The sequence below is a fragment of the Bacteroidales bacterium genome (assembly GCA_013141385.1).
Lineage (GTDB): Bacteria > Bacteroidota > Bacteroidia > Bacteroidales > Tenuifilaceae > UBA8529.
In genome coordinates, this window is the sequence record JABFRB010000022.1 from 141,563 (window position 1) to 156,220 (window position 14,658).

Annotated in this window: 14 protein-coding genes; 10 read left to right on the plus strand and 4 right to left on the minus strand. The window is 39.0% G+C overall.

Annotated elements, in window-relative coordinates:
* The first annotated feature begins 105 nt into the window (after positions 1 to 105).
* Positions 106 to 1,452 (plus strand): PQQ-binding-like beta-propeller repeat protein, encoded by a 1,347-nt coding sequence (locus HOO91_14190; protein ID NOU18703.1) that lies wholly within the window; start codon positions 106 to 108, stop codon positions 1,450 to 1,452.
* 96 nt (positions 1,453 to 1,548) lie between these two features.
* Complete coding sequence (locus HOO91_14195; GenBank protein ID NOU18704.1) at positions 1,549 to 2,244, plus strand: carbonic anhydrase; 696 nt, start codon at positions 1,549 to 1,551, stop codon at positions 2,242 to 2,244.
* A 754-nt stretch (positions 2,245 to 2,998) separates the two neighbouring features.
* On the opposite strand, the gene HOO91_14200 is transcribed toward HOO91_14195, so the two are convergent.
* The 4 genes from HOO91_14200 to HOO91_14215 form a co-directional block, all read right to left on the minus strand.
* Positions 2,999 to 3,880, minus strand: coding sequence for a bifunctional 5,10-methylene-tetrahydrofolate dehydrogenase/5,10-methylene-tetrahydrofolate cyclohydrolase (locus tag HOO91_14200; GenBank protein NOU18705.1), 882 nt, complete (start codon positions 3,878 to 3,880; stop codon positions 2,999 to 3,001).
* Positions 3,881 to 4,126: 246 nt separating this feature from the next.
* Complete coding sequence (gene ffh, locus HOO91_14205; protein NOU18706.1) at positions 4,127 to 5,464, minus strand: signal recognition particle protein; 1,338 nt, start codon at positions 5,462 to 5,464, stop codon at positions 4,127 to 4,129.
* Positions 5,465 to 5,784: 320 nt separating this feature from the next.
* Complete coding sequence (locus tag HOO91_14210) at positions 5,785 to 6,405, minus strand: class I SAM-dependent methyltransferase (GenBank protein ID NOU18707.1); 621 nt, start codon at positions 6,403 to 6,405, stop codon at positions 5,785 to 5,787.
* Between the two features lie 25 nt (positions 6,406 to 6,430).
* Entirely contained in the window at positions 6,431 to 6,748 is a 318-nt protein-coding gene (locus HOO91_14215) for a hypothetical protein (GenBank protein NOU18708.1), read from the minus strand.
* 670 nt (positions 6,749 to 7,418) lie between these two features.
* On the opposite strand from HOO91_14215, the gene HOO91_14220 reads away from it, so the two are divergent.
* The 8 genes from HOO91_14220 (at position 7,419) to HOO91_14255 (ending at position 14,556) form a co-directional block, all read left to right on the plus strand.
* Positions 7,419 to 7,784, plus strand: coding sequence for an endonuclease domain-containing protein (locus HOO91_14220; protein NOU18709.1), 366 nt, complete (start codon positions 7,419 to 7,421; stop codon positions 7,782 to 7,784).
* A gap of 161 nt (positions 7,785 to 7,945) precedes the next feature.
* Positions 7,946 to 8,494 (plus strand): hypothetical protein, encoded by a 549-nt coding sequence (locus HOO91_14225; GenBank protein NOU18710.1) that lies wholly within the window; start codon positions 7,946 to 7,948, stop codon positions 8,492 to 8,494.
* Complete coding sequence (locus HOO91_14230; protein ID NOU18711.1) at positions 8,491 to 8,832, plus strand: hypothetical protein; 342 nt, start codon at positions 8,491 to 8,493, stop codon at positions 8,830 to 8,832. Before HOO91_14225 ends, HOO91_14230 begins: the two co-directional genes overlap by 4 nt.
* The gene (locus HOO91_14235) at positions 8,781 to 9,026 is read left to right on the plus strand and encodes a hypothetical protein (GenBank protein ID NOU18712.1); all 246 of its coding nucleotides are present in this window, start codon (positions 8,781 to 8,783) and stop codon (positions 9,024 to 9,026) included. Before HOO91_14230 ends, HOO91_14235 begins: the two co-directional genes overlap by 52 nt.
* Before the next feature lie 398 nt (positions 9,027 to 9,424).
* Complete coding sequence (gene pgeF / locus HOO91_14240) at positions 9,425 to 10,234, plus strand: peptidoglycan editing factor PgeF (protein ID NOU18713.1); 810 nt, start codon at positions 9,425 to 9,427, stop codon at positions 10,232 to 10,234.
* A gap of 207 nt (positions 10,235 to 10,441) precedes the next feature.
* Positions 10,442 to 12,427, plus strand: a complete 1,986-nt coding sequence (locus HOO91_14245) for an oligopeptide transporter, OPT family (protein ID NOU18714.1) — start codon at positions 10,442 to 10,444, stop codon at positions 12,425 to 12,427.
* An 83-nt stretch (positions 12,428 to 12,510) separates the two neighbouring features.
* Positions 12,511 to 13,746 (plus strand): peptidase T, encoded by a 1,236-nt coding sequence (gene pepT, locus HOO91_14250; protein NOU18715.1) that lies wholly within the window; start codon positions 12,511 to 12,513, stop codon positions 13,744 to 13,746.
* Positions 13,747 to 13,869: 123 nt separating this feature from the next.
* Positions 13,870 to 14,556 (plus strand): TatD family deoxyribonuclease, encoded by a 687-nt coding sequence (locus HOO91_14255; protein ID NOU18716.1) that lies wholly within the window; start codon positions 13,870 to 13,872, stop codon positions 14,554 to 14,556.
* The last annotated feature ends 102 nt before the right edge of the window (positions 14,557 to 14,658 follow it).

The following is a 14,658-nucleotide window of genomic DNA, read 5'->3' on the forward strand; positions in this document are numbered from 1 at the left end:
TTACCAAACTAGCAACTTGTAACCAGTAACTAGCAACTTAGTTTGATTATTACAATTACACTAGTTATGAATTAGCATCCGATTCAGTATAAACTTGTAAAAATTATGAAGAAAATCTCATTGTATTTTATTCTATTAGGTACTTTCCTATGTTTTGGTCAGCAAAAACTTTTTGCACAAATTGAATACAATCAGCAGTGGCCAAGTTTCCGAGGCCCTTGGGCATGTGGGTATATTGAAAATGCTAAAACACCAACTACATGGAGTGTTGATAGTTCAAAGAATATCAAGTGGAAGACCCCAATCCCTGGATTAGGTCACTCCTGCCCTACCATTTGGGATAATTACATCTTTATAACTACGGCAAGTAGCGAAAAGCAGAATGAGTCGCTTAAAGTTGGACTCTATGGCGATATTGATATGGCAGATGATAACGGTGTTCTGGAGTTTAAGGTTTACTGCCTCGATAAAAATACTGGATCGATTATCTGGGAAAGGATTACCCATAAAGGCATTCCAAAATCGAAGCGACATACAAAATCATCTCAGGCTAACTGTACACCTTCAACAGATGGAAAGCATCTGGTTGTGCTATTCGGCTCCGAGGGGTTATACTGCTACGATTTGAAAGGTAATTTGCTATGGCAAAAAGACCTTGGGATAATGAATCCAGGTCCAGGTGAACCGGGTGTTGAGTGGGGACAAGCAAGCTCACCGATTATCTTTAAAAACTACGTTATTATTCAATGTGATAAAAATGTTGATTCGTACCTCACTGCATTCAATGTTGAGAATGGAAAAGAGATTTGGCGTACCACACGCGATGAGGTCTCAACATGGGGAACACCTACCATATATACAAAGGATGGTAAATCGCAGGTAATCGTTAACGGCTACAAGTACATGGGTGGGTATGAGCTGGAAACAGGAAAAGAGATTTGGAAGATGAGTGGCGGTGGCGATGTCCCTTCTACAACCCCCGTTGTTGCTCACGATCTTATTTTCATTTGCAATGCCCATGGGAAATTCTCCCCTATTTATGCCGTTAAACCTGATGCTACTGGCGATATTACACTTGCACCAGATAGCACCAAAAACAGCTACATTGTATGGAGCATAAAACGAGGCGGTGCATATATGGTTAGCCCTTTGATTTATGGCGATTACCTATACAATCTCCGCAACAATGGCGAACTTACCTGCTTTAATGCAAAAACTGGCGAGCTAAAATATAAAGAGAATCTAAAAGATGCCTTTACCGCATCGGGCATTGCGGCTGATGGCAAAATATACTACTCATCGGAGAATGGATCTATCTATGTTATTAAAGCAGGAGTAGAATTTAAGCTGCTAGCAAAAAATGAGATGAAAGATGTATGCATGGCAAGTCCCGCAATATCTGGAAACGCTTTATTTTTTAGAACGCAACACTATTTGATAGCAATAGAGTGATGAATATCATAATAATAGGACATTTATTTATGGCGATAAACTTTATTTTTACAACGTGTCAAAAATCTAATTCATTAACTTGTATACTTTAAATCTATGAAACACTTTAAAAGCATCATTCTTGTAAGTATTGCCTATGCAATTGGAACTATTTCATGTTCTGTTGATCAATCTAAAAAGCAACATCCGATTTATGACAGAACTCAAATTGTAACCCAAGCCGATTCGGCACTAAATCTTCTAATTGCGGGTAATAATCGCTTTGTATCAGATTCAGCATTTGATGATAATATTGGTAAAACTAAGCGAGAATTATTAAAGAGTAAAGGTCAAAAACCTTTTGCAGTAATTGTTACTTGCTCCGACTCGCGGGTCGCTCCCGAGCTTCTATTCGATCAAGGTTTAGGCGATTTATTTGTAATTCGTGTTGCTGGTAATGTTTTAGATTCTGTGGGAATAGGTAGCATTCAGTATGCAGTTGAGCATCTTCATGTTCCTTTAGTTGTAATTCTTGGACATGAAAGTTGCGGAGCTGTTGCCGCAGCAGTTAAAGGGGGTGAACTACCCGGTTCATTGCCAGCAATAGGGAAAAGAATTGAACCAAGTATTGAGATAGTTAAAGGTACAGGCGCAAAAGATGATATAACCGATAAGGTTATCGATCAAAATGTTCTTGAAAACGTTTCAATTCTTGAGAAGGACAAATTAATTGAGGAGCTTATAAAAACATCCAAGGTTAAAGTTATAGGTGCCAAATATCACCTTGAAACTGGGCTTGTGACCTATTTCTAAGAACATCCTTAAATCAAACAAAAGAGGCTGCTAATTAGCAGTCTTTTTTGTTTAGAAGTGGTTTAACCGTAAAATTATAATATTCCCTAGGACTCAGTATTATTTTATATAGATGGAATAAATTGTTTTGATTGCATGTATAAACTCAGTACACATACATATACCCCCTATCGCAAATTGCGATAGTATACTTGGTTGTGGTTTAGGGTTTGATACTTCCTTCTTTGAAGGGTATTAGCCTTATCAAGCGGGGTGTTATGAATTCAAACTTTTTAATTCTATTTATCGTCAATAAATAGTTCCGTAGGAACGAAATATTTGTAGAAAATAGATAATGTATAATTCTAAGCTTCGTAGGAGCGACATATGCGTTGATTTATATGTCGCTCCTACGGAGCTTAAATACATAATGTGGTTCTTTTCTACCAATATTACGCAACTACGTTGCTATAAAAGGACGAACATTTTTTTTGAATAGGCTATCATTTTTTAACACTCCACCCGGCAGAGTTTCCCAATGCGCATGACCTTTCAGAGTCTAAAAGACCTGAAAGAGCCTGGTAAGGATAAAAGTGTATGGAAGTACCAGCCAAACGCCAGCAGGTTCTTCGAACTCTACTGGGTTTTCCAAGGTGCAAGACCTTCCAGAGTCGATAGACCTGAAAGCGTCTCAACTAAAACACAAAGGCCGCAAAGTAAAAATACTTTGCGGCCTTTGCGTTTCCTCCTTAGCGTTCTTTGTGTGAAACCCTCTCTACCCGTAAATCTCCCTCTTTGCAGCTTTTAGGGTATTCTTCAGTAACGATATTATTGTTAAAAGCCCTACACCACCAGGAACGGGTGTGATGTAGCTGCACTTGGGTGCAACCTCATCGAACTTAACATCGCCTAGTAGCTTCCAGCCGCTCTTGGTTTTATCGGATTTAAAGCGGTTGATACCAACATCAATAACAACGGCTCCTTCCTTAACCATATCGGCTGTAACGTATTCGGCTTGCCCAAGGGCAACTATAAGGATATCGGCTGTTCGGGTAATTTCGGGGATATTCTTTGTGCGGCTATGGCAAACGGTTACTGTGCAATCGCCCGGATAACCTTTTAATGATAGTAGGTTTGATATAGGACGACCAACAATATTGCTCCTGCCCAGCACTACGCAATGTTTTCCGGATGTTTCAATTTTATATCTACGCAGTAATTCAACTATACCATCGGGTGTAGCGGAGATGTATGCTGGCATTCCAATGGTCATTCTTCCAACATTCAAGGGATGAAAGCCATCAACATCTTTTTTAGGATCAATGGCTTCGGTTACCTTTTGCTCGGAGATATGCTTTGGTAATGGCATTTGAACAATAAAGCCATCGATTTCAGGGTTATTATTGAGCTTGTTTATCTCTTCCAGTAATTGAGCTTCGGTAATAGTATCCTCGAAACGAAGTACTGTTGAACGGAAACCAACCTGATTGCAGGATTTCTCCTTATTTCCAACATAAGTTTCGCTACCACCATCGTGTCCAACTAGGATTGCCGCTAAATGGGGAACTTTTCCTCCTTGTTTTTTGATGTTCTCAACCTCTTGGGAAATCTCAGCCTTCATTTGCTCGGAGATTACCTTTCCATCAAGTAGTATCATAATTAAAGTGAAAATTTAAAAGTGAAAAATGAAAAGTGGATGGATTCTCTTATAATACAAAAAGTGTTCTTGAATTTAATCGCAAATTGCAATAATTTGTAAAACAATTCCTTTAATTTTTAACTTTTCACTTTCCTCTTATCACTTATTATTGCTAATAGTGTTCCTAAATTTAATCGCAAACTGCGATAATTTGACTTTGAACTCCAGTCTTCTGTCATCGGACTTCCGTCTTCCAACTTCCCCCTATCTCCTAGGCATATTCGCCATCATTCTAGAAAGATTCTTACCGCCACCACTACCCGATACCATCTTCATCATCTTGCGCATATCGTCAAATTGCTTTATAAGCTTGTTGACTTCCTGAATTGATGTACCGCTACCATCGGCTATTCGCTTACGACGACCACCATTCATAACCGAAGGATCTTCCCTTTCTAAAGGTGTCATGGAGTGGATTATGGCTTCAATATTTTTAAATGCGTTATCATCAATATCAACATCCTTAATGGCTTTGCCCATACCGGGAATCATCCCTGCAAGATCCTTAAGGTTACCCATTTTTTTAATTTGTCCAATCTGATCGAGGAAGTCGTTATAGTTGAATTTATCCTTTGCAATCTTTTTATGAAGTTCACGGGCTTGCTCAGTATCATACTGTTCCTGTGCACGTTCAACCAACGAAACGATATCGCCCATGCCAAGGATACGGTCGGCCATACGTTCGGGGTGGAAAACGTCCAAGGCTTCCATTTTCTCGCCAGTGCTAACAAACTTAATGGGTTTGTCGACAACTGAACGGATTGAAAGGGCTGCTCCACCGCGGGTATCACCATCGAGCTTAGTAAGTACAACACCGTTGAAGTTGAGCCTATCGTTAAATTCCTTGGCTGTATTAACGGCATCCTGACCTGTCATTGAGTCAACAACGAAGAGTATTTCCTGAGGATCAACTGCCTTTTTGATTGCAGCAACCTCTTTCATCATCTCCTCATCAACGGCTAAACGACCAGCGGTATCGATAATTACAACGTCTCTGCCCGATGCTTTGGCCTGTTTAACTGCATCTTTTGCAATTGCAACAGGATCAGTACTTCCTGCTACTGTGAATACAGGAACTCCAATTTGATTTCCTAAAACTATAAGCTGTTCGATAGCCGCAGGACGATAAACGTCGCCCGCAACCAGCAAAGGTGCTCTACCCTTTTTGGTTTTAAGGTATGTTGCAAGCTTACCCGAGAATGTTGTTTTACCCGAACCTTGTAAACCTGCAATTAGGATGATTGTTGGGCTACCGCCTAAATTGATATCGGTAGCTTTTCCACCCATGAGCTCGGTAAGCTCATCGTGTACAATCTTAATCATCATTTGACCCGGCTTAACGGAGTTAAGCACGTTTTGACCTAATGCTTTGCGCTTTACCTCATCGGTAAAGGTTTTGGCAATTTTGTAGTTAACGTCGGCATCGAGCAGGGCTTTACGTACCTCCTTAAGGGTTTCGGCTACGTTAATCTCAGAAATTTTTCCTTCACCCTTTAATAGCTTAAAGGATCTTTCAAGTTTTTCGGATAAATTCTCAAACATATCTTGTAGAAATAGTTGACAGTTAACAGTTTTCAGCTATTTATTTCGATAGCTTTTAACTTTTCATTTATAGATTTTCATTTTCAGTCTGCAAACTTAATCAAAATGGCTGCCTTTTCAAATGGGATTTTGTCAAATTTAATGAGGGGGGTATTTAACTTAAGTTGCTAGTTGCTAGAGACAAGTTGCTAGTTTATTGTTTTACAGCATCTTATTCATTATGGATTTCACCCTGTTTCAAAGAGATTAAGATTTATTTCAATATAATTATTAAATAAATAACTAGAAATCAGCAACAAGTATCTAGGAACTTTAATTATCTACTTCCTGCAAATTACCTGTATAAGCTTAATTGGTTCTTGGGCATCCATAAATTTTACGGGTTCTTCGATATCTTTAAATTCATCTATTCCAAAATCTGCAAATTCTTTTGAAACCGATTCGGAATCATAAAAGTATACTTTAACTCCCTTTGAAATCTCATATCGATCTTTACTTAAGTACTTTCCACCTCCATACATGCTCATTTGCTTTGATGCAACTAAAAAGAACATAATCCCTCCCTCTTTCAATTGATTCCAGCATGATTCTAGAAATTTTCGCCTTTCATTTTTATTGAGTAGATGGATTAGCGCATAGCAGAAAATTCCTTCGTATAACTCATTATCAAATGGCATGGATGTTACAGAGCCATGGTGTGTTGTACAGTTTATCCCATTGGTTTTAGCTAAAACTATAGCAGAATGCGATAGTTCAATGCCTGTTACGCTAAATGCGTTATCGCAGAATAGCTTGGCATTACGACCATAGCCAAAACCGGGTATTAATATCTTATTTATTTTGTTTGATTTGAATAGATCCACTGCAACCATTGCGGAGTCTGATGGTTCAAATTTCCACATTGCGCCTTCGTTCTTAAATCGCGATTCCCAGTATTCCATGGTTTTAGTTTATAAAGAGAATCGACTATCCTATAAATATTGAACCAGCAACAGCCACTCCAATGCCTAAAATTGCAGAAAAAATGGACATTGGAATAAGTGCTTTTTTATCTTTAGCCAAGACTATAATCATAATTGGTATTACCGATAGTTCGCCAATTATTAAGCCCTTTAGCCATGGTTGAATTTCCCAGTGAACGAATGGAATTATCAATCCCAGTACAACCCAATGAACAAAGGCCGACCAACAAGCGGTTTTATCTAATTTCTGAATAATCATGGGTGTAACATCAATTAACCCGGCTATAATGCCTATGAGCAAGGCAATTAGTATTTTTTCCATAAATGGTTTATTATATTTTTATAGGGTAAAGTTAGGGATTATTGGTTAGAAATCTTACTCACCCCTGACCCCTCTCTCTGGGCAAGAGAGAGGGGAACGAAGTAACCAGCAGCATTCCAATTCTCCATTTTTCTCCATTTCTATATTCTATTACTTTTAGAATATTTAATGAATTGTTTCCCAAACTTACTCTCCCCCAGCCCCATCCGGCTGAAGCAAAACTATCTTCCGGCTCATCATTACCCGAAAATTATGTTTTGTCAACTCAGCTTAGGGTTAGAAAATTCTGTCAACTTTTTTTAGGACGATACACTCTCTTGATCACCATCTTCCTCCCCCTCTCTATCCTACAAGTAGTAAATAGTAACTAACAAACCTCAAATAAATATATAATGTTATTTTCGAGGATAGAGAGGGGGCCGGGGGGTGAGTCTCTTTTATCCAAACTTACTCTCCCCCAGCCCCTCTCTCTGAGCAAGAGAGAGGGGAGTGAAGTAACCAGCAGCATTCTAACTCACCATTTTCCTTCATTTCTATATTCGATAGTTTGTAAATGAAAAAAACATTCGCTCAAGAAATGCGTAATCATAACTTCAAGAATAGAGAGGGGTCGAGGGGTGAGTTTTTTTTATTTATATTTTCATTATCTTGCATTTTAAATGTCTTAATTATGTTTATACCTTCTACCATTGTTCAAATAGCAAGAGAATTAAGAAGAAATCAAACTCCCGAAGAGGAAATACTATGGCAAGCCTTACGAAATCGTAAGTTGGGTGGTTTTAAATTCCTTCGACAACACCCTATAGTTTATGACAAAAATAACCCGCTCCCTGGTTTTATTGTTGCCGATTTCTATTGTGCCGAAAAACAGCTAATCCTTGAACTGGATGGTAAAATTCACGATTACCAAAAAGATCATGATCAAAAAAGGGATTTCATAATGGAAACTAAAGGCTATTGGGTAATTCGTATCAAGAATGAGGAGGTGGACAATTTAGATCAATTATTAGAAAAGATTCGTAATGTGTTAGAATAGTGGTTTTCGGTTAACTTACTCACCCCCAACCTCTCTCTCTGGGCAAGAGAGAGGGGAGTGAAGTAACCAGCAGCATTCTAATACCATCTTGAAATATAAAATAGTCCAATATATTTAATGTCGTTTTTTTTTGTATATTTGGACTATAATATAATTCAAATATGTCAGCACCCAAAGTCGTTCATATTGGCGAAAGCCTTCAATACCTGAGGGGTCTTTTAAAAAAGACCACCCCCTTTATGGCTCCGCGGGTTAGGATGCTTATCGAGATGAAAAAGGCGCAGGATGTGGGTGTGTCTAAGCGGGCACTGGCTGAGCTGGTGGGCGTAAATCACAACAGCATCCAAGCATGGCGGAATCTATACCTGTCAGGAGGGGTAGCGCTTCTGATGACTCACAAGAAAACGGGCTATAAGCCGACCAAGATTTCAAAGCAGGAGCATGCAGCCCTTGATCGCAAGCTCAGAGACCCACAGAGCGGCATTCGGGGGTACACGGAGCTGATGCGCTGGCTTGAGCAGGAGTTTCATCGGAGCGTTAGCTACAATACCCTCTACAAATACTGCGTACGCGAGTTCGGCTCATCCGTCAAGGTTGCTCGCAAGAGCCATATCAGAAAGGATGCTGCGGCTGTTGAGGTTTTTAAAAAAACTTCGCTAAAACCTGCCGCCATGCGATTGCCAGCAAAGGGGGGCGGTTCGAGAGGGTGAACCTTTTCTTCCAGGATGAAAGTCGCTTTGGCCTATTCACCAGGAATGGTAAGGCGTTGACGGCCAAAGGCGTCAAGCCCATCTGCCCCTTTCATCAGGTTTTTAAGTCCCTCTACCTATACGGCGCATTCTCGCCCGTAAATGGGGACTACTTTATGCTGGAGCTACCATCGTGCAACGCCGATCTTTTTCAGGTATTCCTTGATGAGTTCTCACAGCAGGACCCCGATGAACTCAAGCTGATGGTCTTGGATAATGGCGCCTTTCACAAAGCCATGAAGCTTAAATCCCGGATAACATCATTCCTATTTTCCTCCCTCCATACTCCCCGGAGCTGAATCCAGCCGAAAAGGTATGGGCTAAGCTTAAGCGTGACTTTACCAACCGGCTGTTCAAAACCCTTGATGAGCTGGATGCTTACCTCTGCAACCTTTCATGCTCGATAACAAAAAAAGAGGTCATGAGCATAGGAGCGTACAGTTACATTATTTCAAACCCATTTTGGACTATTATATATTTCAATTTGGTATAACTCACCATTTTTCTTCATTTCTATATTCGATATCTTTTAGAATACCTAATGAATTTTACCCAAAACTTAATCTCCTCCAACTCCTGTCTCTGAGCTAGAGTGAGGAGAGTGAAATTACCAGAAATCTTACTAGATCACCATCTCCCCCTCTCTATTCGATAGATAGTGAATAAAAAAAACATTCGCATAAGAAAAGCTTAATGTTAATACCTAGAATAGAGAGGGGGTCGGGGGGTGAGTCTCTTATATAAAATCTTATTTCGAGACTTTATGACTTATCATGAGCATTTTTAAGGTTCTGAATAGTTATCATCTTTCCATTAACATTCCAAAATTTCGCCCATTACTTTTAAACCATTTTCCTTTCTTTGTCTCTTAGATATCAAATAGAAAACCAAATGATTTTTAACAATTCACAAGGCATTCCTTTTGCTCAATTCGAGGTTTTAAAAGCGTTTAACAGTTCAATTCAGCATTTTGTTACAACAAGGAATCAATCCCTACCACCATCAACCCAAAACTATTTCACTATTGGCTTAAATGGGCCTATTGATAATGAGATTGTGCTCAGCAACAGGAAACAGCTTGCGGAGCAATTTGGGTTCTCGCCCAATTCGTACGTTTTTGCATCGCAGGTGCATGGTAAAATAGTTGCTGTTGTTAAGGAAGAAGATAAAGGCAAGGGTGCTTTTGAACGCTCATCGTACCTGTGTGATGTTGATGCTATGGTAACCAATCGGAAAGGGATTTGTCTTGTTACCCAAGCGGCAGATTGTGTTCCAATTCTCTTCTTCGATCCTGTAAAAAAGGCAATTGGTGCTGCTCATGCAGGCTGGAAGGGCACGGTTGCCAAAATACCTGCGGAGGTGATTAAGGCATTTACTTTAGAATTTGGCTCAAATCCTTCGGATATCGTTGTTGGAATTGGTCCATCCATTGGCTCATGCTGCTACGAGGTTGGCGATGAAGTTGTATCGATGGTAAATGATGCTTTTGGCTCAACGGAAGGACTTATTTTACCTAATGATAAATTTGTCAAGCCAGTTTTTGATCTTTGGGAAGCTAATCGTAGAACTCTTATTGAGGCTGGCGTTAAACCCAAAAATATTGAAATTGCAGGCCTTTGTACAAAATGTCATAACAAATTCTTCTTCTCAGCACGTGCAGGTGATTTGGGGCGATTTGGAGCAGCAATAATGATTAAGTGAACAGGGGAAAATGAGAAGTGAAAAGAGAATAGTGAAAATTGGCAAGTGGTCAGCAAAAAGTGAACAGATTTAATAACTCAATAACAAATAACCTAATAACAAATAACTCAATAACGAATAACCAAACACTAAATACTAAACACTATAAACTAAATTTCCTACATTTGAGACCAATCAAACCCTAAAAATAAACCAAATAACCAATATATGTCTCAAGAACCAGTTGAAAAAATTAAAGGGCTACCCGATAATGCCTATACTGAATTAAAGGAGGGTGAAGAGTACCAGCCTATAATGTCGCCTCACAAAAATGTACCAGAAATAAATGTATGGTCTGTAACATTAGGTCTTTTTATGGCTATACTATTCTCTGCTGCGGCAGCATACCTTGGATTAAAAATTGGTCAGGTATTCGAAGCGGCAATCCCAATTGCGATTATTGCAGTTGGTCTATCTACCGTATTTAAACGTAAAGGAGCACTTGGTGAGAATGTGATTATTCAGAGCATTGGTGCGAGCTCTGGGGTTATTGTAGCAGGGGCTATTTTTACTCTTCCCGCATTATATATCCTTAAACTTGATGCTGAGTTCTACAAAGTATTCCTTGCCTCGCTATTAGGTGGTGTTTTGGGTATTCTATTCCTTATCCCTTTCAGAAAATATTTTGTATCCGATATGCACGGTAAACTTCCATTTCCCGAGGCAACTGCTACAACAGAGGTTCTTGTTTCTGGCGAAAAGGGTGGAAATCAAGCAAAACTTCTTGTAGTAAGTATGTTAATTGGAGGTATCTACGATTTTATCATTGCAACCTTTGGATGGTGGAGTGAAGTAGTTACTACAAGGGTTGTAGCAGTTGGAGCGCAAATTGCCGATAAAACTAAGATTGTATTTAAACTAAACGTGGGTGCCGCTGTAATGGGTCTTGGGTATATCATCGGATTACAGTATACCGCTATTATTGCCGCTGGTTCATTTGTAGCGTGGTTGGTTCTGATACCAATTATCAACTACTTAGCACCTGGAATGACAATCCCAGTTGGTTTCAATACTACTAGCATCCTTTCAGCCATGTCAGCCGAAGAAATCTTTGCAAACTACGTTCGCCCTATAGGTATAGGCGGTATTGCTATGGCAGGTATTATTGGAATTATTCGCTCTTCGGGGATTATCAAGAAAGCATTTGGCTTGGCTGTTACCGAAATTTTCAGTAAAAACAAATCGATTACTAAGGAAGAACTTCGTACCCGTAGGGACTTGCCGATGTCTATTATTGCAGGTGGTATACTTCTTGCAATGGTTGTTATCTTTATCTTTTTCCAATTTGGCGTTCTTCATAACTTAACTCAAGCTCTAGTTGGTCTTGCAATTGTTATGGTTATTTCTTTTCTATTTACAACTGTTGCCGCCAATGCAATTGCAATAGTTGGAACTAACCCAGTTTCGGGAATGACGCTTATGACTCTCATAATCGCATCTATCATACTTACTTCTGTTGGTCTTTCGGGTACTTCGGGGATGGTTGCTGCGCTTATAATAGGCGGTGTGGTATGTACGGCTCTTTCAATGGCTGGTGGATTCATCACCGACCTTAAAATTGGATACTGGCTTGGTACATCACCTTATAAACAGCAAACCTGGAAATTTGTAGGAACATTTGTTTCGGCAGCCACCGTTGGTGGAGTTATAATTCTACTCAACAAAACTTATGGTTTTACCGGAAATAACGCTCTTGTTGCACCTCAAGCCAATGCAATGGCTGCTGTAATTGAACCAATGATGTCGGGCAAACCTGCTCCTTGGTTACTCTATACAGCTGGAGCATTCCTTTCGCTTACATTAACCATGATAGGTATTCCTGCTTTAGCTTTTGCATTAGGTATGTTTTTACCAATCCAGCTAACCGCTCCATTATTGGTAGGTGGTATTATTGCTCATATTGTTTCAACAAGAAGTAAAGAAGCTAAAGTAAATAAAGCACGCAGAGAGCGTGGAACTTTAATTGCATCGGGATTTATTGCTGGAGGTTCATTGATGGGCGTTTTCAGCGCACTACTCAAATTTGGAGGAATAAACTTCATTAATCAGGAGTGGTTTGAATCCAATGCTGCTGGTATTATTGGTTTTGGTATGTTCTTAATTATCTGCGGATATATTATTTGGGAATCGATGAGAGCGAAGGTGGAAGATTAAAGTTAGAAGTCAGAAGACGGAAGATCGAAGTTGGAAGATCTAAGTGTGAACAAATACTAGTAAACAGAATTAAAGGAACAACTATGATAAATAAACAAAACTTAATAGATCGCTTTATTAGATACGTTAAAATCGATACTACTAGCGATGATAGTTCTACTACCTTTCCAAGCTCTAAGAAACAGTTCGATTTAGCGAATCTACTTGTTAAGGAGTTGCAGGAGCTCGGATTAAAAGATATCTCCCTTGATGAGTGGGGTTATGTAATGGCAACATTACCCGCTAATACAGACAAACCTATACCAACAATTGGTTTTTTAGCCCATATGGATACTGCTCCTGATATGAGTGGAACCAATGTAAATCCTCGATTCATAGAAAATTATGATGGAAAAGATATCATCTTACACAAAGAGAATAATGTAATCCTTGGCGTTAAGGATTTTCCTGAACTTAAGGATTATATTGGGCAAACTCTTATTGTAACCGATGGTACAACCCTACTTGGTGCTGATGATAAAGCAGGTATTGCCGAAATTATGACCTCATTGGAATATATGGTTAACCATCCTGAGTTTAAACATGGTAAATTACGAATTAGTTTTACTGTTGATGAGGAAATTGGTCATGGTGTTGACCATTTTGATGTTAAGAAGTTCAATGCTGATTTCGGTTATACCCTTGATGGAGGAATGATCGGCGAGTTAGAATATGAGAATTTTAATGCCGCAGGGGCAAAGGTTCTTATTCAGGGTAGAAATGTACATCCTGGTTATGCCAAAAACAAGATGAAGAATGCAATGCACATTGCAATGGAATTCAACTCTCTTCTTCCTGCAACCGAACGCCCAGAATATACACAGGATTACGAAGGATTCTACCATCTAATTAAAATGGAAGGTAGCGTTGAGAATGCATCGTTGCAGTATATTATCCGCGATCATTCCCGTGAAAAATTCCAGAACAGAAAAGATTATATTGAGAAAGTAGCTGGATTTATCAATTCTAAGTATGGAGAAGGTACAATTAAACTTGAACTAACAGATCAATACTTCAATATGCGTGAGATGGTTGAACCCGTTTACCATATTGTTGATACCGCCGTTAAAGCAATGGAACAGGTTGGTGTAAAACCTTTAGTAAAACCAATCCGTGGAGGTACCGATGGTGCACGCTTATCCTATATGGGTTTACCATGTCCAAATCTGTTTGAGGGTGGATTAAACTTCCACGGTAAATACGAATTTGTCCCTGTTGATAGTATGGCAAAAGCATCGGAGGTGATGCTTAAGATAATTGAACTTTACGCTTCGAAGTAAAGCCTTTACATGTTATAAAGAGCGGCCTAAAAGCCGCTCTTTATTTTTTATATCATTTTTGAACATAAAGTAGCTTTTTGGGGTTTATTGTAGTACCTTTGATTCTAATTTAAATAACAGAAAATGATAGATTTCCACACACATCTTCCACCTCGTGAAATGGGTCCCGCAATTCGTAGCCTACTAATCTCAGAAGTCGATAAACTAGCCGAACAAGGTGTTTTTAGTGTTGGAATTCATCCTTGGTATAGTGCAGATATTGATATAAAAAAACAACTCTTAGACCTTGAGAGAATCGCAAAATTAACAAATGTTGTTGCTATTGGGGAAATCGGTTTAGATAAATCAAGAGGAGCTTCTCTCGAAAAGCAAATTGAGCTTTTTGAAAAGCAGGTTCAGATTGCAGAGAAATACCAAAAACCCGTTGTTATTCATTGTGTAAGAGCGTGGGTGGAACTACTTGAATCGAAAAAACGATTAAACCCAACAACGCCTTGGGCTATACATGGTTTTCGTGGACAATTTGAACAAGCCAAGCAATTGATTGATAATGATATGTACATTTCGTTTGGATCAGCAATTCTAAATGCATCGGATATATTACAGGAAACAATCAGAACAGTACCCTTAAACCGCTTTTTTATTGAGACAGATGAAGCTGATGTTTCATTGAAATATTTATACACTACAGTATCAAAAATAAAAAAGATAAAATTTCGCAACCTCGAAGAGCAGATAAATTTTAATTTTGCAGAGTTTTTTAGAAAGGTGGAGAGTGGAAAGTGGAAAGTTTCAAGTGAGTCCCTATAGTTGTCGGATGAAACACCCATGTTACAGGCTAATGCAAAAGGCGATGAATAAAATATGGGTGTTCCATGATTGTAATACACAAAACTCACTATTAATTTCGCA